The following is a 21,195-nucleotide window of genomic DNA, read 5'->3' on the forward strand; positions in this document are numbered from 1 at the left end:
TCAGATCGGTTCCCGGCTCCTGCCGGAGCTCGTGCCCGCCTCACTCCAGGACGACGTAACCCGCCTCCGCGAGTGCCGTGCGCACCTCGCCGCAGTGCTCCGGGCCCTTGGTCTCCAGGTGCAGTTCCACCTCGACCTCGGTCAACCCGAGCCGCGGATCGGTCCGTACGTGCCCCACGTCGAGGATGTTCGCGTCGACCACCGTCAGCACGCCGAGCAGGGTCTCCAGCGCCCCCGGCCGGTCCGTCAGCCGCAGCCGCAGCGAGAGGTACCGGCCCCCGGCGGCCATGCCGAACCGCAGGATGCGCTGCATCAGCAGCGGATCGACGTTCCCGCCGGACAGCACCGCCACCACCGGTCCCTCGAACGACCCCGGATCCGCGAGCAGCGCCGCCACCGGACTCGCCCCGGCCGGCTCCACCACCAGCTTCGCCCGCTCCAGGCAGAGCAGCAGCGCACTGGAGAGGTCGTCCTCGGAGACCGTACGGACCTCGTCCACCAGCCGCTCGACGATGCCGAAGGGCACGTCGCCGGGCCGGCCGACCTTGATGCCGTCCGCCATCGTCGACAGCCCCTCGACCGCCACCGGGTGCCCGGCCGCCAGCGACGGCGGATAGCAGGCCGCGCCCGCCGCCTGCACGCCGACGACCTGCACGTCCGGCCGCAGCGCCTTGACCGCCAGCGCGATCCCCGCGACCAGCCCGCCGCCGCCGACACCGACGACGATGGTGCGCACCTCCGGGCACTGTTCCAGGATCTCCAGCCCGACCGTGCCCTGACCGGCGATGATGTCGCGGTGGTCGAAGGGGTGGATGAAGACCGCGCCGGTCTGCCGGGCGTACTCCTGGGCAGCGGCCAGCGTCTCGTCCACCACGTGGCCGTGCAGCCGCACCTCGGCACCGTATTCGCGGGTCGCCGCGACCTTCGGCAACGGGGCGCCGACCGGCATGAACACCGTGGACCGCACGCCGAGCAGGGACGCCGCGAGGGCCACCCCCTGGGCGTGGTTGCCGGCGCTCGCGGCCACCACGCCGGCCGCCCGCTCCTCCGCGGAGAGCCCGGCGATCCTTACGTAGGCGCCGCGGATCTTGAACGAACCGGTGCGCTGGAGGTTCTCGCACTTGAGGTGGACGGGGGCGCCGACCAGCCCGGACAGGTAGCGGCTGCCCTCCATCGCGGTGGCCCGTGCGACGCCCGAGAGCATCTTGTGCGCCTCCCGGACGTCCTCGATGGTGACCGGGCCGACGTCGGACAGGTCGGCACGACGGGCATCGTCCGGGCGGGGCTCGTGCGGCGGACGCGGCGGATGAGGCGGATGAGGCGTATGAGCAGCCATACCGTCAGTCTCGCAGTTCGACGGTGCGCGGGCCCGCCCGCCCACGGGCACGAACGAGGGGGACGGCGCGTTATCGGAATGGACGGCGCAGGTACGCCGTGCGCCGGGTCCGCGTACGCTGTCCTCCCATCCATACGCACTTCCATCGAAGCGAGCTCCCGGCCATGCCCACCTCTTCGGACATGACGACCCACACCGACCCCGCTCTCCTCGACGCGCTGCAGCACCAAGTGGCCGTCTTCGCCCGCCGCGCCGAACAGAGCCGGCTCGGCGGCGTCGGGCAGGCGCGCAATTCCATGGACCGCGCCGCCTACCTGCTGCTCAACCGCCTCGACCAGGAAGGCCCGATGGGGGTCAAGGCCCTGGCCGCCGGCATGGGCATCGACTCCTCCACGGTCACCCGGCAGGTCGCCCCGCTGGTCGATTCCGGGCTCGTCAGCCGGGCCACCCACCCGGAGGACGGCCGCGCCGTGGTGCTCGAACTGTCCGAGCGCGGTCACGCCCGGCTGGACGAGGTGCGGGCCTCGCGCCGTGCGCTGATGGCACTGGTCACGGAGAAGTGGAGCGACGAGGAGCGCGAGGCGTTCACGACCCTGCTGACCCGCTTCAACGCCTCCCTCTCCGACATCACCGCGTCCCTGACGCCTACGGGCCCGGCCTCCTGACACCGGCAGGCCCGGCCGGCGGCACGCCGCGGCACGCCGCGGCCCGGACCCGGGTAAGTCGTCGCGCCTCTTGACCGGGTGGCCGCGCTGCCGTGCTATAGGAGCCCAGGGGGTCGGGCGTCCGTCATCCGGGAGGCGCGGTGCGAGAGCGGCGGCCGGCGCAGCAGCGCCGCCACGCCCGGGAGTTCGAGTCGTTCGTGGCGGGCGCGGCGGGACGGCTGTTCCACGCCGCCACCCTCCTGACCGGCGAGCCCGCCGCCCACCCCGCCCCGGCCGCCGAGGACTTGCTGGTCCGCGCGCTGGCCCGGACGTACGCCGACTGGGACCGGCTGCGCGGCGAGGACCCGTACGAGCGGACCCGCCGGGAGCTCGCCGAACGTTTCGCCCGCACCGCCCGGCGGCACCGCCGGCCGCGCGGCGGACCGCTGGACCGGCTGACCCCCCAAGAGCGCCTGGTCCTCGTGCTGCGGCTCCACGAGGGGCTGGCCGAGGAACAGGCCGCGGCCCAACTCGGCCTGCCCGCCGAGCGGGTGCGCGCGCTGTACCTGCACGCCGTCGCCGCGTTCCGCAGCCACCGGCCGGCGCGCCGGGTCCGCGGTGGCGAAGCGCCATGAACCTCTACCCCGAGGCCGCCGTGCCGGACCCGGGCGTCCCCGACCGCAAGCAGGCCGAGGCCCGGCGGTTGCTGGCCGGGCTGCCGCTGCCGCCCGTACCGCCGGACCTGGCGGCCCGGGCCCTCGCCCGCGGCCGGCGGCTGCGTACGCACCGCCGGCTGCGGCGCCGCCTCGGCTGGCTGCTGGCGCTGCTCGCCGTGGCGGCGCTGACCTATACGGCCGCGGCCCAGCCCTGGGTCCCGCCGCCGTCCCGCACCACCCCTCCCGTCGAGGGGTGGTGACGGGCCCCTCCGGCAGACCGGCACAGGGGTGGTGACGGGCAGACGGCAGCAGGCCGCAAGCGGTGGGCGGTAGGCGTCAGCCCAGCGCCTGCGCCAGGTCGGCCAGCAGGTCCTCGCCGGACTCGATGCCGACCGAGAGGCGTACGAGGTCGTTGGGGACCTCCAGCTGCGAGCCGGCCGTCGACGCGTGCGTCATCCGCCCCGGGTGCTCGATCAGCGACTCGACGCCGCCCAGCGACTCACCGAGGGTGAACAGCTCCGACCGGTTGCAGACCTCGATGGCGGCCTGCTCCCCGCCCGCGACCCGGAACGACACCATGCCGCCGAACGACCGCATCTGCTTGGCCGCGACCTCGTGCCCCGGGTGCTCGGCCAGGCCCGGGTAGTAGACCTGGGTCACCTTGTTGTGGGAGGTCAGCAGCTCCGCGATCCGCTCGGCGTTGGAGCTGTGCCGGTCCATCCGTACGGCGAGGGTCTTGATGCCGCGCATCACCAGCCACGCATCGAACGGGCCGGCGACCGCGCCCATCGCGTTCTGGTGGTAGGCGAGTTCCTCACCGAGGGTGTCGTCGTTGACGACCAGGGCACCGCCGACCACGTCCGAGTGGCCGCCCATGTACTTGGTCGTGGAGTAGACCACCACGTCCGCGCCGAGGGCGAGCGGCTGCTGGAGGTAGGGGCTGGCGAAGGTGTTGTCGACGACGAGCCGGACCCCGGCGTCCCGCGACACGGCGGCCAGCGCCTCGATGTCGCTGATGCCGAGGAGCGGGTTGCTGGGCGTCTCCACCCAGATCAGCTTCGTACGGGGCCGCAGGGCCTCGCGCACCGCCTTCGGGTCGGAGGTGTCGGCCACCGACCACTCCACGCCCCACCGCTCGACGACCTTGGAGATCAGACGGAACGTTCCGCCATAGGCGTCGTTGGGGATGATGACGTGGTCACCGGGGACCAGCAGGGTGCGCAGCAGGGTGTCCTCGGCCGCGAGGCCGGAGGCGAAGGCGAGCCCGCGGCGGCCGCCGTCGAGGGCGGCGAGGTTTTCCTCCAGGGCGGTACGGGTCGGGTTGGCGCTGCGGCTGTACTCGTAACCGCCGCGCAGCCCGCCCACACCGTCCTGCTTGTAAGTGGAGACCTGGTAGATGGGCGGAACCACCGCGCCGGTCGTGGGGTCGGGTTCCTGACCTGCGTGGATGGCAAGGGTTTCGAAATGCTGGTGTCGCTGTTCGCGCTGATCGCTCATGCCTGCCGAGGGTAGTCGGCCGCGCGGCCGGCGTTCCCGGAACTTTCTGGTTCGCTTGGTAGTGGATACGTACGAGGGGTCGCACACTGGTTCCCGCCACGTCCCCTCAGCCCCGCCCGACCCCACCCGCCGCCCCCGAACCGCCACCCCGCCACCCCAGGTACAGGACACAGGACACACACCCCATGGACGCTCTGCTGGTTCTCCTCGCCGCGCTCGCGCTGGGCGGGCTCGTCTTCCTGCCCTGGATGCGCCGACGGCGGGCCGTCCAGCAAACCCAGCAGGGGCTCGCGGTGGCCTCCGACCCGATGGCGGGCTACGGCTTCGTCCCGCTGGAGGAGCTCGACGTACGACTGCCCGGACCCGACCGGGCACTGGAGGAGGCGCTGGACGCGGTGCGGCGTACGCACGACTGGCGCCCGGCGGCCGAGCTGCTGAAGTCCACCGGTGACGACTGGGAGCGCCGCTGGCAGCGGGTGCAGACGCTGGCCGGCGCGGCCGCGTTCGAGCTGGCGGCGGGCGGACCGGAGCAGCAGGGCGGGCAGCGGACCGGCGGCATCTGGCTGCGCATCTGGCGCTCGGAGGCGCCCAAGGATCCCGGCGGCGCCGAGACGCACGCCCAGTTCCTCGTCGTCCAGGCGCTGCGCGACCCCGGCTCGCAGGACTTCCGGATGATCCTGGAGGAGGCCCGTACGGTCTGCCGGGAGGCGCGCCTGCTGGCACCGGGCAGCCCGATCCCGTACCTCGTCGAGCTGGCCGTGGCCCGCGGGCTGCACGACCGGCCCGCCGACTACGAGGAGCTGTGGTCGGAGGCCGACCGGCGCGCCCCGCACCACATGGGCGCCCACCTCGCGGCCCTCCCCTACTGGTCCCAGAAGTGGCACGGCTCCCGCACGGAGGCCGAGGCGTTCGCCGCACGCGCCGCGGCCGGCGCCCCCACCGGCTCCCTCCTCCCGGCCCTTCCCCTCTTCGCGGTCTACGAGCACCTGCCCGAGGCCAACATGGTCCGCAGCCTGTACCAGAGCGCGGTCGTCGAGCGCGCCATCGAGGGCGCCCACTTCGCCCTCCGTGAGGCCCCGGCCGACCACCCCATGGCCCCGCACGTCCGGCACCTGCTGATCTGGTTCCTGGTCCGCGCCGAACGCTACGCCGAGGCCATGGAGCAGCTGCGCCTGGTCGACGGCCACGTGGGCGCCGTGCCCTGGTCGTACGGCCGCAGTCCGGCCGCCGAGTACGCCGCCTACCGCGCCCTGGCCATCGCCGGCTGGGAACAACTGGGCGGCACGTCGACGGGCTTTCCGCAGGACCGGCCGTGAACGGGTGGGGGCGTGAGCCCCGTGAGCACATAAGCCCGTAAGCCGGGTAGGCCGGGTAGGCCGGGTAGGCCCGATAGGCCGGGTAAGCCGGATAGGCCGGGTAGGCCTGCAAGGACAGCCCGACGGTCACGTCGGCGCCAGGAATGTGATCGCGCCAGCCGACGTTGTCAGAAGGGCCCGCCCCCTACCCCCTACCTCCCGCCCACTCGCCCACTCGCCCACTCGCCCGCCCACCCGACCCCGGAGCCGCCCCATGCTCTTCTCCCGCTTCAAGACCCAGCTCCCGACCCCCGAGGAAGCGCTCGAAGGCCGCCCCGAACCGGCCTTCGCCGTCCCCGAGCGGCACACCGTCCTCGGCAACCCGCTCCTGGGCCCGTACCCGGACGGCCTGGAGGTCGCCGACTTCGGCCTGGGCTGCTTCTGGGGCGCCGAGCGGAAGTTCTGGCAGACCGAGGGCGTCTGGACCACCCTCGTCGGCTACCAGGGCGGCCACACCCCGAACCCCACCTACGAAGAGGTCTGCAGCGGCCACACCGGCCACACCGAGGCCGTCCGCGTCGTCTACGACCCGGCAGTGGTCCCCTACGCGTCCCTCCTGAAGCTCTTCTGGGAGTCCCACGACCCCACCCAGGGCTTCCGCCAGGGCAACGACGTCGGCACCCAGTACCGCTCCGCCATCTACACCCACTCCCCCGCCCAACAACAGGCCGCCGAAGCCTCCCGCGACGCCTACCGCACCGTCCTCCACAACTCCGGCTACACCGACATCACCACGGAAATCCTCCCCGCCGACCACACCCGCCCGTTCTACCCCGCGGAGGGGTACCACCAGCAGTACTTGGACAAGAACCCGACGGGGTACTGCGGGATCGGGGGGACCGGTGTTTCGTGCCCGGTGGGCGTGGCCAAGGCCGACGGCTGACGTCACCGGGTGGGCTTCGGAACGTACGCACGCGGAGTGCGCAACGAGCAGTTGCCACTCGCCCGACGGCACACCGCACTGAGGTGTGCCGTCGGGCAGTACTGCCCACTCGGTTTCCACGCGACCTGGGCATATCTGGCCGCGACGGCGTATCCCGCTCCCGACCTGCGCAGAGATCCTGCGGCGCTGCTGCGCGCGCTGGAGACATTGGAGGAGAGCCGAGCAGTCCGACTCAATGACGTGGCGACCTTCGCTGCTCGCCGTCATGCGGAGAAGTCGGCCGGCCGACGAACCCCGCGGGCCTCCGACGCGGCCGGCCTGCGTGGACCTCACTGGCCGAGTGAAACAGCGCCTTCCAGACTGGGGCTGATCGCCGCCGTCGCGAACCGCCACTCGGCGTTCCAACGCCTCCCCTACCCCGACGAGACGCTCTCCCCCGACGCCCAGGTGCGGGCGCTCGCCGACCTGCACACCCGGCTCGACACCTGCGCCTCTTCGTACCTCAGAGCCCTCGGCCGCCTCGACGCCCCGGCATCAGAGGAATTGACCGACACCGTCCATGGCATCCGCAGCCTTACTCGTCCGGGCTACGCGCCGCTGAACACATACCTGCTCCCTTGGCTGCGCTTCGCGCACCTCCTCGCGTACGCCACGAAGGCCCCTCTTGGCGATTGAGCACTGCCACCAGCAGCACCTTTCGGACGCCAAAAACCCGGGTGAGCCCTGCGGGATCGGGGGGGACGGGGTCAAGCTGAGCGCCCTCCGAAACGGACTGGGGCGCCCTCTGCCCGACGGACATCGCCCCTGCCCCGAGCGAGGATGAGGCGGCTGGGGCGGACAGAGCGAGCGGCTGATCTCTTGCGGATGGGTAATCCCTTGGAGCTCGCTGCCGTGTGGCGCCGGTTGGTCACCCGGCCGCCTCACCAAGGAGCAGCAGAGACCGGCTCCTGCTGGCCCTCAGCCGACCTCTGCCTAGCAATTCCAACGATTGCACCGCCTCGCTGAGTCCGGCTTCAAGGGCGCGTGCGGCAACGGCCGTCATCGCCGACGGCGGCTACGAGGGCACTGGAGTACTCATGCCCCACCGGGCCAGGCCGGACAGGACCGGCTCCTGGGCTGGCAAGAGAGCAACAAGAACTGGAAGATCGTGCGGGGCTGCCATGTCACCGCCAGCGGGGTCGTCACCACGACCGGCGAGCAAACGAAGCCCGGCGATCCGTCGCGACACGTAGAGAAGTGATGATGGTCAACAGGAAAATCTACGCATTCAGCAAAGAAGACGAGTCATTTGTAAATGAAATTCAGGTACCTGAGGTTTCGCCACAGATCCTTGCCGATGTTTTTCAAGTAAATGTGGAGAATATCGATTACGTGCACGACATCGGACCTGCTCAGGCTTTGTTTCTGGAGCGGCTCACTGGAACGTCTCTCGATCTGGCACGCTTCGACTATCAGCTGACGACGCTCGGAGACGACGATCCAGAGGCTGGCTGAACAACCGGGGCAGACACCAGTTGCTCGACGCTGCACAGTCCCAGGGCTTGACTGCGGTGGGCGCGGTCCGGCGCTGAACCCGCCGCACGGCTACTCGCCGTCTCGTGCAGTTGTGTCCCGGACGTGTTCGTTGACTTGCTGAACGCCTGGGTTGTTCGTAGGGAGCGTCGGGGTGCCGTCGCGGTGGAGGCCCCTCAAACATCCACCCAGAGGTTGAGTGGGTTTCGAGGGGCCTTCGGCCTACCTGTTTCTGGCTGCTGTTACCTGTCTCGCCACTACGCGACCCACTGCCCCTCGCGTTCTCTATGGGCTCCCCTCGGTACGGTCGTGGTCGTGTCCGGCGCATGTGGGTCGGTCGCCATGGCGTGCGCCGGTTGATCGCGCGCGACTAGGGGGCTGGTTCGAGCACAGCGGTTGCCGCTGCTCGAGGTGCGGAAGAGGGGTTCACGTCGACGGGGGCGGCGTGGGTGATGGCTGTTGCATGCCGGGCTGCTGGGCTGCTGAGCTCGACGACAGAGGGACGCAGTTGATCCGCTTCGGCGGGAACGGACCGTTTCTGCTGGCGTCAGCGCCGGTGATCGTCCGCGTGGCGCGTGGTGAAGAGTGGTTGCCGAAAGCTCGTACAGAGGTGGCCGTTTCGCGGTGGTTGCAGGCCGAAGGGTTCCCTGCTGCTCGCATCATCGAGGGGTTGGAGCAACCGTTCCTGATAGACGGCCACCCGTGACCTTCTGGCACGTGATCATTGAGGGGGCCCGGAAGGCTACGTACGGGGAGCGGGGCGGTGTGCTGCGCGACCTGCACGCGCTGCCTGTCCCCGCTGGCCTCGAGCTGCCGGCCTTCGATGCCTTTGATAGGCAGGAACGCGCTTGGAGCGTGCAGTGGTCCCCGCCCATGACAAGCCCTTCTTGGGAAGCGGTGGCGGGAACTGCGGGACAAGTTCAATGACCTGAGGTTCGAGACACCCAAGGGCGCACTGCACCGTGCCACCCACCGCCCGCAGCCGACCGCGCCATAGCTGCCAGCGCCGGAAGGGCTGATCAGGTACCAAGCGGTCCTGCGTCTGCGGCATGCGGACCGGCCGCCCGTCGGCGCCGGGCAGGACGCGGCCCCGGGCTTCCAGAGAACGGTGCCGGCCGTCGTCGGAGGTGATGCGGTACTCGATCTGGTAGTTGCCGCAGGATTTCGCTATCAGCCCCAGGGCATCGCGTACATCGGCCAGATCGGGCTCGTGCACTGCGGCCAGGAAGCTCGAAATGTCCGACGGACCGTTCTCGGCAGGCCATGCAGCGCGAGGGTGAGCGGATCGCAGCTCACCTGCCAGTGGCGATCTCCCAGCAGAGGAAACCCGCCTGCACACTGCTCGCGCTGGCTTGGAAGGCGCCGGGGCCGGACTTTCCTCCCGGCAGTGGGTCGTCTACCGCGACGCCCCGCCGGCATCAGCCGTTGCGCTCCCCTCGAAATAGATCACGAGGGTTTGTTCCGGCTGTTCTGCCAGGTGGAAGGCCGTGTAGCGGTAATTGACCGGTCCGCGGGTGGGGTGGTGGAGGCGTTTGTGGCCGCTGTGGCGGGGTTGTAGTTCGTAGTGGGGCCACCAGGTGCGGGCTTCGGGGCTGCGGGTGTGGAGTTCGTCGATCAGGTGGGTGTAGCGCGGGTCGTCCGGGTGGCGGGTGGAGAGGGTTCGGAGGCGGGCGAGGAGGGCGCGGGCCTCGGGTTCCCAGTCGACCAGGACCTCGCGGGCCGCGGGTTCGAGGAAGACCCAGCGGACCAGGTTCGGCGGGCGGTTCGCTTCGGTGGTGAGGTGGGGGAAGAGCTGGGCGGCCGCCTGGTTGTGGCTGAGCACGTCGTAGTTGCCGGCGATGAGGTACGCCGGGTGCGGCTGGAGGAGGAGGGGGACGGCCGCCGCCTCGGGGGTGAGGGGTTCGGGTTTCTCGGCCTCGGGTTGTTCGGGGGTGTGGCCGGCGAGGTGGAAGAGGTGGTCCCGTTCGTGCCGGTCGAGTCGTAGGGCCGAGGCGAGGGCGTTCAGCACCTGCTCGGAGGCGCGGATCTTGCGGCCTTGCTCCAGGTACGTGTACCAGGTGGCGCTGATTCCGGCGAGCAGGGCGAGTTCCTCGCGGCGGAGTCCCGGCGTCCGGCGGCGACCGGTCTGGGGCAGGCCGACCTCGTCGGGGGTGAGGCGCTCCCGACGGGTGCGCAGGAACGTGCCGAGTTGGCGGCGTAGTTGGTCCGGCTGCTGTTTCGACATGCGGGTGGCACCTCCGGGTTTCGGATACCTCTCGGTGGCGAGCGGCTCTCGGTTACGTGTGCCGTTCCGTTGCGGGCGTCGCTCGGTTACAGGCGCCTCTCGTGTGGCACCTCTCACCTCTCGTGTGGCGCTGGCACCGTTGGTTCCAGAATAAGTGCGGTCTGGATACCAGGGTGAGGCTCTTTCAGACTGACGTTGTCGGGCAACTGGCCCGTGCGGCAGGGGAGGAGACCATGTCCGGTATCGAGGGGAAAGTCGTGGCGATCACGGGAGCTAGCAGTGGCATCGGGGAGGCGACGGCGTTGCTGCTGGCCGAGCGGGGGGCGCGGCTCGTGTTGGGGGCTCGTCGGTCCGAGCGGCTTGCGGACCTGGTGGGGCGGATCGAGGAGGCGGGTGGCTCGGCCGTGCAGATCCGTACCGATGTGACTCGGAGGGAGGATCTGAAGGGCTTGGTTGCGCTGGCAGTTGAGAGCTTCGGGCGCCTCGATGTACTCGTCGGCAATGCCGGGGTCGGGACGATCTCGCCGCTCGACGATCTGCGTGTCGAGGAGTGGGATCACATGGTCGATGTGAATGTGAAGGGGGTCCTGCACGGGATCGGCGCCGCGCTCCCCGTCTTCCGGGCGCAGGGCACGGGTCACTTCATCACCACCGCCTCCACGGCCGCGTTCCGTGTCGTGCCGACCATGGCGGTCTACGCCGGTACCAAGTTCGCCGTCCGGGCGATCTGCGAGGGGTTGCGCCAGGAAGCGGGTGAGGGGCTGCGGGTGACCACCGTTTCGCCCGGCCCCATCGCGACCGACTTCGCCGAGGCGTCGACCAACAGCCGGGTGAGGGCGGAGATCACGGCCATGCGGGACCGGATCGCCATTCCGCCCGACGCGATCGCCCGGGCCATCGCGTTCGCCATCGAGCAGCCTGCGGACGTCGACGTGAACGAGATCGTGGTGCGGCCCGCCGCCCAGAGCTAGGACTCTTCGATGGGCTCCGATGGGCGTCGATGGGCGTCGGGGCGTATGTGCGGGGACGATCGGACCGTTAACTTGTAGTGCTGGGCGCCTACTTGGGTGTTGGTCCTCGTGAACCGGGCGGAGGCTCGTCCTACAGTCGGCTGTCATGGACTGGATCGAGCGGGTGGGGAAGCTGCGGCAGTGGTCGCGGAACGGGGCTCGGGCGCCGCACAAGCCGTTGTTGATGTTGTACGCGCTGGGGCGGTTCCGGCGGCAGCCCGACGGGGTCATGCGGTACTCGGACGTGGAGCGGGACCTGCGGGATCTGCTGGCGGATTACGGGCCGGCGCATCAGACGTCGCCGGCGTACCCGTTTCACCATCTGGTGAGTGACGGGGTGTGGGAGGTCCGGACGGACAGCGGGGCGGGGAGTCCGGGGACCGGGGTGCAGGTGTTGCGGGCGAGTGGGGCGCGGGGGCAGTTGGCGCCCGGGTTGCGGTCCGCGTTGTCCGAGGATCCGGCTCTGCTCGGGCGGCTGGCGCAGGTGTTGCTGGACGTTCATTTTCCGCCGTCGATCCATGGGGACATCGCCGCCGCCGTGGGGCTCGACCTTGAGACGGGCGGTGGGGCGGTGCTGCCCGGCGGCGGTGCGGGGCCCGAACGGCGGCGGGCGGAGGATCTGCGCAGGCAGGTACTGATCGCCTACGAATTCCGTTGCGCGTTCTGCGGGTTCGACGGGGCGATGGGCCGGGTGCCGGTCGGACTGGAGGCGGCCCATGTGCGGTGGTGGGCCTTCCAGGGGCCGGACGACCTCGCGAACTGCCTGTGTCTGTGCTCGCTGCACCACAAGCTGTTCGACAGGGGGGTACTGGGGCTGGATGCCGGGCGGCGGATCACGGTCTCCCGGGAGTTCGTCGGGCGGAGCGACACGGCGAAGGGGCAGGTGCTGGACCTCACGGGGCGGACGCTGATCGGTCCGCAGAGCGGCAGTGAGCGGGTCGCGAGCGAGCACATCGCGTGGCACACGGACCAGGTTTTTCGCGGTCGGCCGCGCGTCGTTGCGGGATGTGTGTGACGGGTTTTCGTGGTCGGCCGCGCGTCGTTGCCGAGTGTGGGTGAGGGCGCGCCCCCTCGCTACCGCTGCGCTCCCCTCGTTCCCCCGCAGCCGCGCTCTGTCCGCCGTTGAGGGAGGGGCCTCACTCCCCCCTCAGCCGTGCCCGGTCCGCCGCCGCGCGGCCCTGGTGCCAGCCGGCCTCGTCGCGGATGCCGCGGAGGCGGACCGGGGCGGTGTCCGGGAAGAGGGCGCCGGTGGTTTCCTCGACGGCGAGTTCGCGGGCGGCGAGGACGGGGAGGAGGTCCGGGGCGGTGGTGGCGGACTCGGCGGTGGCGGCGGCCGTGGCGGCCGCGGTCGCCGCGGCGAGCCGGTCGCGGATGCGGTCCGCGTACGCGACGAGGAACGTCTGGCGGAAGTCCCGGGTGCGGCGGGCGCGGCCGCGGGCGTGGTGGTCGTCGCCGGCGCGGTTCATGGCCGTGGTGGCCTGCAACAGCAGCGAGGTGTAGAGGAGTTCGGCCGCCTCCAGGTCGGGCGGGAAGCCGACGACCGTGGAGAAGCCGGCCTCGGCGGCCCAGACGGCCTGGCAGCGGTTGGCGGCCGCGACCGCGTCCAGGAGCAGCGCCTTGGCCTGTTCGTACGGGCCCTCGATGCCGATGCGGACCGCCGACGGGCCACCGGCCGGACCGGCCGCGGAGCCGTGTCCGCCGTCCAGCAGCGCCTCGTCGATGCTGTGCCGGGCCATCAGTTCCTGTGCCTTCGCGGAGAGCGCCTCGGCCTCCTCGGCGTAGGTCGTCGCCTCGGCCTTGGCGAGCAGGGCGCGGATCCGGCCGAGCGCCCGGGAGGCGGCGGTGCGGGCGGTGCCCGACGGGGAGCCGGCGGCCGGCCCGGACGGTGGCGGGGGCGGCGGCAGCGGGGTGATGCGGGGCAGCCGGGCGAGCAGGCGCAGCGCCGCCAGGACGGCGTGCACGGCCTCGAAGCGGGAGGTGCGGCCGCGCCGGGCGAGGGCGTCCAGGTAGCCGCGGTCGCCGTCCCACCAAACCTCGGCGCCGATCCGGCGCAGCTGCTCCTGCCAGCGGGGATCGCGTGCCGGGCCGGTCCCGGACGGCTTCCCACCGCGGCCACGGCCCGGCCGGGCGGCCTCGGCGGCGATGGCGTCCACGACGATCGCGACGGGTGTGCGGCCGTCGGCCTCCCGCCGGACGATGCGCTCCAGGTCGGCGGGGTGCCAGCCGCCCGCCCAGCACTGCCGTACGGCCGTGACGGCGGCCGCGACCAGCGCCGCGCTCACCGCCTCCGGGCCGGAAGCCGACCCGGAAGCCGATCCGGAAGCCGATCGGGAAGCCGATCCGGAAGCGGATCGGGAAGCGGATCCGGAAGCCGGTCCGGGCCCCGGCTCGTCCTCCGCGGCGGCCAGGACCGAGGCGCCCGCCTCGATGGCGTCCTCGGCGTCCGGGCCGTCGGGCGCGTAACGGACCCGGCCGAGCACCTCGGCGACCAGTTCGTCGGCCGTCGGGCGCCGCGGCCCGCCGCGCCCTCTGTTTCCGCGCTCGCTCACCCGTTCACTCTACGGAGGGGCCGGGCCGCGCCGTGTCCCGGTGGTCGGCGGTGGCCGCTCCCCAGTCCCAGAGGGACTGCAGGACGGGGCCCAACGCGCGGCCCCGCTCGGTGAGTTCGTAGCGGACCGTGGGCGGCCAGCCGGGGGTGCGGTCGCGGTGCGCGACGCCGTCGGCGACGAGCTGGCCGAGGCGGTCGGTGAGCACCTTGTCGGAGAGCGCGGGGAGGGCGGCGGCGAGCTCGCTGTAGGTGTGCGGGCCGCGCAGCAGTTCGCGGAGGACGAGCGTGGTCCAGCGGCCGCGGAGCGCGCCGAGCGCGATCTCCACGGGGCAGTCGGGCGAGGGCGCACGCACCGCTGCCCGGTCGTCGTCGGGCAGGCCGGGCAGGCCGGGCTGCGGTCCGTGCCGAACCGTTCGGTGAGTCACGAGGGGGCCTCCTAGGGTTGCGCCCGCGCTCCGCGGGCCGCCGCCGAGCACACGGATCACCGGACCACCAACCGAGGAGGCGACAACCGTGCCCCACCATACTGATCGGCCCGCCACGTCACCGGCCCCTACGTCCCCGACCGCCACGGCACCGGCCGCGCCGGCCGCGCCCCCGCCGGGCACGCCGCCGGGCACCCCGCCCGGCCTGCCGCGTAGCGCTCATGACGTGCCGCACGTCTTCGCGGCGCGGTTCAACGCGGGGGATGCGGACGCGGTGCAGGAGATGTACGCGCCGGACGCGGTCTTCGTGCCGCCGGACGGCGTGCCGGCCACCACGCCGGAGGAGATCCGCCGCGCCAATGCCGGCTTCCTCGCGCTCGGCCTGCCGATCACCGTGCGGCCGCGCCAGGTGCGGGTCGCCGGCGACACGGCGCTCCTGGTCGTCGACTGGGAGATCGGCGCCGGGGAGGGGGAGGGAGCCGACGGCCGCGGGGCGGACGGCGCCGTGGCCGGCCCGGTGTGCGGGACGGCCACGGATGTGGCCCGGCGGGGGCCGGACGGCCGCTGGCGCTATCTGATCGACAGCCCCTTCGGCGGCGGCCCGGCCTAGTCAGGCCGCGGTACTGCGGGAGTGGCGGGTGTGGTGGGAGTGGCGAGTGTGGCGGGTCACTGCACCGCGCTGCCCGCCACCCACTGGGACCAGTCCATGTTCCAGCCGTTCAGGCCGTTGTCCGGCTTGATGGTGCGGTCCGGGGAGTTGATCACCCGTACGACGTCGCCGGTCTGGGAGTGGGTGAAGAACCAGGCGCCGTCCGTCTTCGGGTTGTCGGCGCCCTTGACGTCCTCCAGGCCGATGCAGCCGTGGCTGGTGTTGGCGGTGCCGAAGATGCCCTTGCCCCAGTAGTTGCCGTGGATGAAGGTGCCGGAGGAGGTCAGGCGCTGGGCGTGCGGGACGTCGGGGATGTCGTACTCGCCCTTGCCGTCCTTCTTCTTGAAGCCGACGGTCGAGCCGTCCATCCGGGTCTGCTTGAAGCGCTCCGAGATGACCATCTTGCCGTTGTAGGTCGGGTGGTCGTCGCTGCCGGCCGAGATCGGGATGGTCCTGACCGGGCGGCCGTCGCGCACCACGGTCATCTTGTGGCGCTTGGTGTCCACGGTGCTGATCTGCGAGTGGCCGACGGTGAAGCTGACGGTCTTGTTCTGGATGCCGGTGATGCCGGGGGACGCCTGGACGCCGTCCAGGTCGAGGGTCATGGTGACCTTGGAGTGGGCCTTCCAGTACTCCTGCGGGCGGAAGTCCAGCCGGGTGTCGCTGAACCAGTGGCCGACGACCTGCTGGTTGCTGCTCGACGAGACCTTGATCGCGGATTCCACGGCGGCCTTGTTCGTGACCGGCTTGTCGAAGTTGAGCGACACCGGCATGCCGACGCCGACGGTCGAGCCGTCCTCCGGCGTGAAGTTCCCGATGAAGCTGTGCGCCGGGGCGACGGTGGTGAAGCGGGAGTTCTCCACCGCCGTGCGGCCCTGGGAGTCCACCGCGTGGGCGGTGACCTTGTACGTGGTGGAGCGCTGCAGCGGCTGGTTCGGCTGCCAGGAGGTGCCGTCGGCGGAGAGCGTGCCGTCGATGGTCTGCCGGGAGTCGACGGAGGTCAGGGTGACGTCGGTGAGCTTGCCGCCACTGACCGTGACCTTGGCGTCGTCCCTGTTGATGCCCGCGTCGGTGGCCCCGTCCTTGGGCGAGACGGTGATCGTGGCGTCGGAGGCGTCCTTGGCGGCCGCCTCGTCCACCTGCTTGATGTTCTCGTGACGGGTGCTGCCCGCACCGCCACTGCCTCCCTCAGCCGCATTGCTGCCGCCACACGCTGCCAGCGTGAGTACGCCCCCGAGCAGCGCGGCACTGGCTATGAGGCCCTTGCGGCGCTTGCTGTCCGTCATCACACGCATCTCCATTGCTACCGGTTTCGCACGTTTCCCCGAGCGAGCGCCAACTGAACGCAGGCATATCTGGACGCAGCCATTCCGGCCGACGCCATATGAACGCCTTTTCCGTTTCGCCCGTTCCATTCCTCCGCAAAGTGTGGGGTAGGCCACTAAGAGAACTTCTCAGACATGTGGGGAGCACTTCGCGGCCCGCCCCCGGCCGGCTTCCCGGGCTGCCGACGCCCGGGCCACCGGCCCACCCACGTCATCGGCCCCCGTACGGCGGGGACCGTACGGGGGCCGGGGCCAGGGTCGGGGGACTCGATGCGGTGCCCGGGGTCAGCCGGCTCCCTCCGAGTCGTCCGCCAGGTCCCACTCCGCGGCCTCCCACTCGGCGTCCGGGTCGTAGTCGGTCAGCTCCTCGCTGCTCCACGACGCCTGGGCGAGTTCGGCGCCCGGCACGGCGGCGACGAGGTCGAACGGGTCGACCAGCTGGGCCAGCGCCTCGGCCGGCTCCTCCCGGACGGTCTCCTGGGACTGCCGGCGCTCCTCCTCGGGCAGCGACGGGTCCCCGTCGATACGCGTGAGGGCGGCGCCGGTCAGCAGGTCCGGGTCCGTGACTTCCATGATCAGTTCGACATGAAGCCGCACAAAACGTGATGTCTCACCATTGCTCATAGCACGGAGGTTAGGCATGACCGGCTCCTGACTTCCCCGCGACCCGCGGCGGTCATTAACATCTGAGGTCAACGGCCAATTCGTCGAACCCACAAGGTCGAACCCACAAGGGGGATCGTTCGCCGTGACCGCACGACGACCACTGCTGACCGCCGCAGCCGCGGGATCGGTGCTGTTCGCCCTGTGGTTCGTCCCCTCCGCGCATGCGATCGTCGGCGCCTCGGGGCTCGACGGAACGAAGAATTCCGCGGCGGACCGGGACCAGCGGACGCGGTCCGCGCCGGCCGGCCCGGGGGTGGCCGGTACACAGCCGGGCCGCGGGACCACGTCCCCGGCGGCCCCCGCGCACTCCCTCGCCGACACCGGCGGCCCGGACACCACGCCGTACGTGTTCGGCGGCGCCGCCTGTCTCGCCCTCGGCGCGGGGCTGGTCAGCTACTCCGTGCGCCGCGGCGACGGCGGCGACGCCAGAGCCCTCTGAGAGCCGTCCGACAAGGGCGGGCCCCAGGAACGTCACGGGGCGCTCGGTGCGGGGATGATCCCGCACCGGGCGCCCCGCACCGTGTCAGGCCAGCTCTCCGGTGACCGCCTCCACGGCCGCCACCAGCTTCCCGTCCCGGACGAAGGCGTACGCGGCCTCCAGGTCGGGCGCCAGGAAGCGGTCCTCGCCGGGGCCCTGGATGCCCGCGGCACGCACCGCGTCCAGCACCGCGCGGGTGGCGGGCGCCGGGGTCAGGCCCTCGCGCAGTTCGACGGCGCGGGTCGCGGCGAACAGTTCGACGGCGACGACCCGGGTCAGGTTGTCGACGGCGGTGCGCAGCTTGCGCGCCGCCGACCAGCCCATCGAGACGTGGTCCTCCTGCATGGCCGAGGACGGGATGGAGTCCACCGAGGCGGGCGCTGCCAGCCGCTTCAGCTCGCTGACCAGCGCGGCCTGGGTGTACTGGGCGATCATCAGGCCCGAGTCGACGCCCGGGTCGCCGGCCAGGAAGGCGGGCAGGCCGTGCGAGCGGTTCTTGTCCAGGAGGCGGTCGGTGCGGCGCTCGGCGATCGAGCCGAGATCGGCCGCGGCGATGGCGAGGAAGTCCAGGACGTAGGCGACCGGGGCGCCGTGGAAGTTGCCGTTGGACTCGACCCGGCCGTCGGGCAGCACGACGGGGTTGTCGACCGCGGCGGCCAGCTCACGGTCGGCGACCAGCCGGGCGTGCGCGAGGGTGTCCCGGCCGGCGCCGGCGACCTGCGGGGCGCAGCGGATGGAGTACGCGTCCTGGACCCGCGGGGCGTCGTCCTGGTGGTGACCGGTGAGGGCCGAGCCGGCCAGCACCTTGTGCATGTTGGCGGCCGAGGCGGCCTGGCCGGGGTGCGGGCGGATGGCGTGCAGCTCGGGGGCGAGGACCTTGTCCGTGCCGAGCAGCGCCTCCAGGGAGAGGGCGGCGGTGATGTCCGCGGAGGTGAACAGCCGGGCGAGGTCGGCGCAGGCCATGACGAGCATGCCGAGCATGCCGTCGGTGCCGTTGAGCAGCGCCAGGCCCTCCTTCTCGCGGAGTTCGACGGGCTCGATGCCGTGCGCGGCCAGCAGTTCGCCGGCCGGCCGGACCACCCCGTCCGGGCCCTCGGCGTCGCCCTCGCCCATCAGCGTCAGCGCGCAGTGCGAGAGCGGGGCGAGGTCGCCGGAGCAGCCGAGCGAACCGTATTCGTGCACGACCGGGGTGATGCCGGCGTTGAGTATCGCGGTCATGGTCTCGACGACCAGGGGGCGGACGCCGGTGTGGCCGCTGGCCAGGGTCTTCAGGCGGAGGAACATCAGCGCCCGGACGACCTCCCGCTCGACCCGCGGGCCCATGCCGGCCGCGTGCGACCGGACGATGTTCCGCTGGAGCTGGACGCGCAGTTCGGGGCTGATGTGGCGGACGGCGAGGGCGCCGAAGCCGGTGGAGACGCCGTAGACCGGGTCGGGCTTGGCGGCGAGTTCGTCGATGAAGGCGCGGGAGGCGGTGACGGCGGCGAGGGCCTCCTCGGACAGCTCGATCCGGGCCGCGCCGCGGGCCACCGCGATGACGTCCTGTGCGGTCGTGCCGGACGTCCCCAGCACCACAGTGTGCATATCCATATTCAGGCACCCTAGAGACTGAATCGCCGAATGTCACCACCGAGTTTTGCGATCACCCCTTACGGATCTCCGTGCGCCCGGCCGCGCAGCCGCCCGGCCGGAACCGCCGGTTCATCTCCGGAAGCGCCGGCGCTCCGGGCCCGGCCGCCGGTCCGGGGCGTCCGCGAGCCGGACCACCGGATCGTCCTTGCCGCCGTGCCGCCCGGCGACCACCGGCTCGCCCGACCGCGCCGCCTTGGCCTTGTACTGCGCGGCGTCCGCGAGCCGGAAGAGCCGGCGGCCGCTGTGCACCGGGCCGATCGGGTCGCCGGTCGAAGCGACCCCCACCGCGACCCCCTCGCCGAGCTCCAACTCCCCGGCCCGTTCGCAGAGTTCACCGGCCACCTTCACCACCTCGTCGGCCGGCGGCCCCACCGCGAGCAGGCAGAACTCGTCGCCGCCGAGCCGGGCCGCGAGCGTGCCGGGCAGCATCGCCCCGCACAACGACAGCACCGAGCCGAACCGTTCCAGCAGCCGGTCGCCGACCGCGTGCCCCCGGGAGTCGTTGACCCGCTTGAGCCCGTTGAGGTCGCAGACCACCAGGCTGACCACGGCCCGCTCGCTGCGGTGCAGTTCCAGCCCCTCGTCCAGCCGCATGTCGACGGCACGGCGGTTGGCCAGCCCGGTCAGGGCGTCGGTGAAGGCCAGCCGACGGGCCTCGGCCAGCCGCTCGGTCTGGGCGATCCCGGCGGCCGTGACCGCGGCCAGCACGCTCGCGAAGTCGGCGTCCGCCCGGTCGAAGACGGGTGCGCCGACGGGCCGGGCGACGTACAGCTCACCCCAGGCCCGGCCGTGCAGCACGATCGGGGCGACCACGCAGGCGCCGCGGCCCCGGCGGCGCAACGCGGCCACCCGCTGCCGGTTGGCGGCGCCGCCCCCGCAGTCCTCCGGGGCGCCGGGCGGCGGGTCGACGGTCTCCACCCAGGCGCTGGGCTCGCCGCCGCCGGCCCACTGCTCGTGCAGAAAGCCGACGATCTCCGGGAACTCGTGGACGGGATAGGCCTCGTCGTCCGGGAACTCCTCCTCGTCCTCGGCGAGTTCACCGACGTTGACGAGCACCCGCAGCTGCCCCAGTTCGCGTTCCCATTTCGAGATCGCGGCGAACGACCCGGCCAGGGCCTGGCGCACGCCCTGCGCCGCGGCGTGTGCCGATTCGCGCGGCGTGTGCGCGGCCGCCATCGCCTGCGCCAGCTCCACCACGGCCCGCAGCCTCGCATCGCCCTCGCCCTCAGCCGCCACCGGACCCTCACATTCCGTCACCGAGCGCACGCTCCGTACTACAGCGTAGGAATGTTTAACCCGTTTCGCCCCCTTTAAGTGTGCAAGCAACACCTGGGCGTTATCCGCTTCGTTGCTGGTGACGGCAGGGGGGGCGCATGAGGGCCGTGCGACTACCGAGAGTTACCGACGGCTACTCCCCGGGCCATTCCGGATCCCGCTTCTCGTTGAAGGCCGCGACGCCCTCCGCACGGTCCCCGGAGAAGGCCACGCTGCGCCAGGCGCCGTCCTCCACCTCCAGTCCGGCCCGCAGGTCCAGCCCGTGCCCCAGCCGCAGGGCCCGCTTGGCGGCGCGCAGCCCGACCGGGGAGTTACGGGCGATCCGGGCCGCCAGCTCCAGCGCCTCGGCCCGGTCCTGCCCGTCCGCGACCAGTTGGTCGACCAGCCCCAGCTCCGCGGCCTCCGGCGCCGGCACCCGCCGGGCGGTGAACACCAGCTCGGCGGCGCGCGCGGCACCCACCCGGCGCGGCAGCAACTGCGTCCCGCCGCCGCCGGGAATGACGCCCACCGAGACCTCCGGCAGGCCGACCACCGCGGTCCCGTCGGCGACGATCAGATCGCAGGCCAGCGCCAGTTCGAAGCCGCCGCCGAGCGCGAAGCCGTGCACCGCGGCGATGGTGGGCACCGGCAGTTCCAGTACGCCGGTGTAGGCGGCGCGGGTGTGCGGACGCTGGCGCATCAGGTCCGCGTCCGTGAAGGAATTGCGCTCCTTGAGGTCGGCGCCCACGCAGAACGCCCGGTCATGGGTGGAGCTGAGCACCACGGCCCGTACGGAGCGGTCCGCGGCCAGCTCGGCGCAGGCCTCGGCCAGTGCGTCGGCCATGGCCGTGGACACCGCGTTCATCGCCTTGGGCCGGTCCATGACCAGTTCCGCCGCGAAGCCGTGGCGGCGGACGGCGACCCAGCCGTCCGCGCCGAACCGCCGCTCCTCTTCCTGACCCTGCATCCGGCCCTCCCTGTTAACGAGCGTTGACCTGACGGACTGCTGGGATCATGCCAGGCGGGCGCTCCGCGGACCAGGGCCGGCCGCGCACGGAACGGACGGACCTGCCGGAAGGGGCATGCCGGAACGCGCGCGGC

Annotated in this window: 22 protein-coding genes; 11 read left to right on the forward strand and 11 right to left on the reverse strand. The window is 72.1% G+C overall.

The genetic code is table 11. The annotated features are described in order from the left end of the window. Positions 1-40: 40 nt before the first annotated feature. A complete protein-coding gene (gene ilvA, locus ACZ7MX_RS06390) occupies positions 41-1,336 on the reverse strand; it encodes a threonine ammonia-lyase (RefSeq protein WP_472129854.1) in 1,296 nt (431 codons plus the stop codon). A gap of 164 nt (positions 1,337-1,500) precedes the next feature. Between ilvA and ACZ7MX_RS06395 the strand changes: the two genes are divergently transcribed. The 3 genes from ACZ7MX_RS06395 to ACZ7MX_RS06405 all read left to right on the forward strand — a co-directional run bounded on the left by ACZ7MX_RS06395 (position 1,501) and on the right by ACZ7MX_RS06405 (position 2,896). Further along, on the forward strand, positions 1,501-2,001 hold the full coding sequence (locus ACZ7MX_RS06395; RefSeq protein WP_030414706.1) for a MarR family winged helix-turn-helix transcriptional regulator: 501 nt from the start codon (positions 1,501-1,503) through the stop codon (positions 1,999-2,001). 140 nt (positions 2,002-2,141) lie between these two features. Beyond that, on the forward strand, positions 2,142-2,615 hold the full coding sequence (locus ACZ7MX_RS06400) for a sigma factor-like helix-turn-helix DNA-binding protein (protein ID WP_472129856.1): 474 nt from the start codon (positions 2,142-2,144) through the stop codon (positions 2,613-2,615). Further along, complete coding sequence (locus ACZ7MX_RS06405; RefSeq protein ID WP_472129858.1) at positions 2,612-2,896, forward strand: hypothetical protein; 285 nt, start codon at positions 2,612-2,614, stop codon at positions 2,894-2,896. The genes ACZ7MX_RS06400 and ACZ7MX_RS06405 overlap by 4 nt, the downstream gene beginning before the upstream one ends. A gap of 76 nt (positions 2,897-2,972) precedes the next feature. On the opposite strand, the gene ACZ7MX_RS06410 is transcribed toward ACZ7MX_RS06405, so the two are convergent. Next, positions 2,973-4,133, reverse strand: coding sequence for a cystathionine gamma-synthase (locus tag ACZ7MX_RS06410; RefSeq protein ID WP_472129860.1), 1,161 nt, complete (start codon positions 4,131-4,133; stop codon positions 2,973-2,975). Between the two features lie 185 nt (positions 4,134-4,318). Here ACZ7MX_RS06410 and ACZ7MX_RS06415 point away from each other — a divergent pair, with 185 nt between their 5' ends. The 4 genes from ACZ7MX_RS06415 (at position 4,319) to ACZ7MX_RS06430 (ending at position 7,865) form a co-directional block, all read left to right on the forward strand. After that, positions 4,319-5,449, forward strand: a complete 1,131-nt coding sequence (locus tag ACZ7MX_RS06415) for a hypothetical protein (protein WP_472129862.1) — start codon at positions 4,319-4,321, stop codon at positions 5,447-5,449. A gap of 253 nt (positions 5,450-5,702) precedes the next feature. Beyond that, on the forward strand, positions 5,703-6,371 hold the full coding sequence (msrA, locus tag ACZ7MX_RS06420) for a peptide-methionine (S)-S-oxide reductase MsrA (protein WP_472129864.1): 669 nt from the start codon (positions 5,703-5,705) through the stop codon (positions 6,369-6,371). A 36-nt stretch (positions 6,372-6,407) separates the two neighbouring features. Continuing rightward, entirely contained in the window at positions 6,408-7,046 is a 639-nt protein-coding gene (locus tag ACZ7MX_RS06425; RefSeq protein WP_472129866.1) for a hypothetical protein, read from the forward strand. A gap of 564 nt (positions 7,047-7,610) precedes the next feature. Beyond that, the gene (locus ACZ7MX_RS06430; protein WP_472130587.1) at positions 7,611-7,865 is read left to right on the forward strand and encodes a DUF7683 domain-containing protein; all 255 of its coding nucleotides are present in this window, start codon (positions 7,611-7,613) and stop codon (positions 7,863-7,865) included. Positions 7,866-8,625: 760 nt separating this feature from the next. Here the strand turns inward: ACZ7MX_RS06430 and ACZ7MX_RS06435 are convergent. Together ACZ7MX_RS06435 and ACZ7MX_RS06440 are read right to left on the reverse strand one after the other, a co-directional pair. After that, positions 8,626-9,222 (reverse strand): PAS domain-containing protein, encoded by a 597-nt coding sequence (locus ACZ7MX_RS06435; RefSeq protein ID WP_472129868.1) that lies wholly within the window; start codon positions 9,220-9,222, stop codon positions 8,626-8,628. Positions 9,223-9,279: 57 nt separating this feature from the next. Beyond that, positions 9,280-10,107 carry a helix-turn-helix transcriptional regulator gene (locus tag ACZ7MX_RS06440; RefSeq protein ID WP_472129870.1) on the reverse strand — a complete coding sequence of 276 codons (828 nt, stop codon included), beginning with the start codon at positions 10,105-10,107 and terminating at the stop codon, positions 9,280-9,282. A gap of 233 nt (positions 10,108-10,340) precedes the next feature. On the opposite strand from ACZ7MX_RS06440, the gene ACZ7MX_RS06445 reads away from it, so the two are divergent. Both ACZ7MX_RS06445 and ACZ7MX_RS06450 read left to right on the forward strand, forming a co-directional pair. Continuing rightward, complete coding sequence (locus ACZ7MX_RS06445) at positions 10,341-11,078, forward strand: SDR family oxidoreductase (protein ID WP_472129872.1); 738 nt, start codon at positions 10,341-10,343, stop codon at positions 11,076-11,078. A gap of 145 nt (positions 11,079-11,223) precedes the next feature. Next, complete coding sequence (locus tag ACZ7MX_RS06450; protein ID WP_472129874.1) at positions 11,224-12,132, forward strand: phosphorothioated DNA-binding restriction endonuclease; 909 nt, start codon at positions 11,224-11,226, stop codon at positions 12,130-12,132. Between the two features lie 121 nt (positions 12,133-12,253). Here the strand turns inward: ACZ7MX_RS06450 and ACZ7MX_RS06455 are convergent, their stop codons facing one another. Further along, complete coding sequence (locus ACZ7MX_RS06455; protein ID WP_472130588.1) at positions 12,254-13,597, reverse strand: DUF2786 domain-containing protein; 1,344 nt, start codon at positions 13,595-13,597, stop codon at positions 12,254-12,256. A gap of 73 nt (positions 13,598-13,670) precedes the next feature. Next, a complete protein-coding gene (locus ACZ7MX_RS06460; protein ID WP_472129876.1) occupies positions 13,671-14,090 on the reverse strand; it encodes a winged helix-turn-helix transcriptional regulator in 420 nt (139 codons plus the stop codon). Between the two features lie 88 nt (positions 14,091-14,178). On the opposite strand from ACZ7MX_RS06460, the gene ACZ7MX_RS06465 reads away from it, so the two are divergent. Next, a complete protein-coding gene (locus ACZ7MX_RS06465) occupies positions 14,179-14,700 on the forward strand; it encodes a YybH family protein (protein ID WP_472129878.1) in 522 nt (173 codons plus the stop codon). 56 nt (positions 14,701-14,756) lie between these two features. Here ACZ7MX_RS06465 and ACZ7MX_RS06470 read toward each other — a convergent pair whose 3' ends face one another. Together ACZ7MX_RS06470 and ACZ7MX_RS06475 are read right to left on the reverse strand one after the other, a co-directional pair. Continuing rightward, positions 14,757-16,025: a L,D-transpeptidase gene (locus ACZ7MX_RS06470; protein WP_472129880.1), complete on the reverse strand. Its 1,269-nt coding sequence runs from the start codon at positions 16,023-16,025 to the stop codon at positions 14,757-14,759. Positions 16,026-16,349: 324 nt separating this feature from the next. Further along, positions 16,350-16,688 (reverse strand): hypothetical protein, encoded by a 339-nt coding sequence (locus ACZ7MX_RS06475; RefSeq protein ID WP_393565565.1) that lies wholly within the window; start codon positions 16,686-16,688, stop codon positions 16,350-16,352. Between the two features lie 124 nt (positions 16,689-16,812). Here ACZ7MX_RS06475 and ACZ7MX_RS06480 point away from each other — a divergent pair, with 124 nt between their 5' ends. Next, entirely contained in the window at positions 16,813-17,169 is a 357-nt protein-coding gene (locus ACZ7MX_RS06480; protein WP_472129882.1) for a hypothetical protein, read from the forward strand. An 84-nt stretch (positions 17,170-17,253) separates the two neighbouring features. Here the strand turns inward: ACZ7MX_RS06480 and hutH are convergent, their stop codons facing one another. The 3 genes from hutH to ACZ7MX_RS06495 form a co-directional block, all read right to left on the reverse strand. Next, on the reverse strand, positions 17,254-18,798 hold the full coding sequence (gene hutH / locus ACZ7MX_RS06485; RefSeq protein WP_051823328.1) for a histidine ammonia-lyase: 1,545 nt from the start codon (positions 18,796-18,798) through the stop codon (positions 17,254-17,256). Between the two features lie 111 nt (positions 18,799-18,909). Continuing rightward, positions 18,910-20,016, reverse strand: a complete 1,107-nt coding sequence (locus ACZ7MX_RS06490) for a GGDEF domain-containing protein (protein WP_472130589.1) — start codon at positions 20,014-20,016, stop codon at positions 18,910-18,912. 232 nt (positions 20,017-20,248) lie between these two features. Beyond that, a complete protein-coding gene (locus tag ACZ7MX_RS06495; protein ID WP_030413125.1) occupies positions 20,249-21,061 on the reverse strand; it encodes an enoyl-CoA hydratase/isomerase family protein in 813 nt (270 codons plus the stop codon). Positions 21,062-21,195: the final 134 nt, after the last annotated feature.

It is taken from the genome of Streptomyces sp. NPDC107765, from assembly GCF_055657085.1.

What these genes read in the sequence shown, in the direction of transcription:
- ACZ7MX_RS06405 (WP_472129858.1), top strand. Translation starts at nt 2,612, where the DNA reads ATGAACCTCTACCCCGAGGCCGCCGTGCCGGACCCGGGCGTCCCCGAC.
- ilvA (WP_472129854.1), bottom strand. Translation starts at nt 1,336, where the DNA reads ATGGCTGCTCATACGCCTCATCCGCCTCATCCGCCGCGTCCGCCGCAC.
- ACZ7MX_RS06430 (WP_472130587.1), top strand. Translation starts at nt 7,611, where the DNA reads ATGATGGTCAACAGGAAAATCTACGCATTCAGCAAAGAAGACGAGTCA.
- hutH (WP_051823328.1), bottom strand. Translation starts at nt 18,798, where the DNA reads ATGGATATGCACACTGTGGTGCTGGGGACGTCCGGCACGACCGCACAG.
- ACZ7MX_RS06410 (WP_472129860.1), bottom strand. Translation starts at nt 4,133, where the DNA reads ATGAGCGATCAGCGCGAACAGCGACACCAGCATTTCGAAACCCTTGCC.
- ACZ7MX_RS06475 (WP_393565565.1), bottom strand. Translation starts at nt 16,688, where the DNA reads ATGAGCAATGGTGAGACATCACGTTTTGTGCGGCTTCATGTCGAACTG.
- ACZ7MX_RS06395 (WP_030414706.1), top strand. Translation starts at nt 1,501, where the DNA reads ATGCCCACCTCTTCGGACATGACGACCCACACCGACCCCGCTCTCCTC.
- ACZ7MX_RS06450 (WP_472129874.1), top strand. Translation starts at nt 11,224, where the DNA reads ATGGACTGGATCGAGCGGGTGGGGAAGCTGCGGCAGTGGTCGCGGAAC.
- ACZ7MX_RS06470 (WP_472129880.1), bottom strand. Translation starts at nt 16,025, where the DNA reads ATGACGGACAGCAAGCGCCGCAAGGGCCTCATAGCCAGTGCCGCGCTG.
- ACZ7MX_RS06495 (WP_030413125.1), bottom strand. Translation starts at nt 21,061, where the DNA reads ATGCAGGGTCAGGAAGAGGAGCGGCGGTTCGGCGCGGACGGCTGGGTC.
- ACZ7MX_RS06445 (WP_472129872.1), top strand. Translation starts at nt 10,341, where the DNA reads ATGTCCGGTATCGAGGGGAAAGTCGTGGCGATCACGGGAGCTAGCAGT.
- msrA (WP_472129864.1), top strand. Translation starts at nt 5,703, where the DNA reads ATGCTCTTCTCCCGCTTCAAGACCCAGCTCCCGACCCCCGAGGAAGCG.
- ACZ7MX_RS06440 (WP_472129870.1), bottom strand. Translation starts at nt 10,107, where the DNA reads ATGTCGAAACAGCAGCCGGACCAACTACGCCGCCAACTCGGCACGTTC.
- ACZ7MX_RS06415 (WP_472129862.1), top strand. Translation starts at nt 4,319, where the DNA reads ATGGACGCTCTGCTGGTTCTCCTCGCCGCGCTCGCGCTGGGCGGGCTC.
- ACZ7MX_RS06490 (WP_472130589.1), bottom strand. Translation starts at nt 20,016, where the DNA reads ATGGCGGCCGCGCACACGCCGCGCGAATCGGCACACGCCGCGGCGCAG.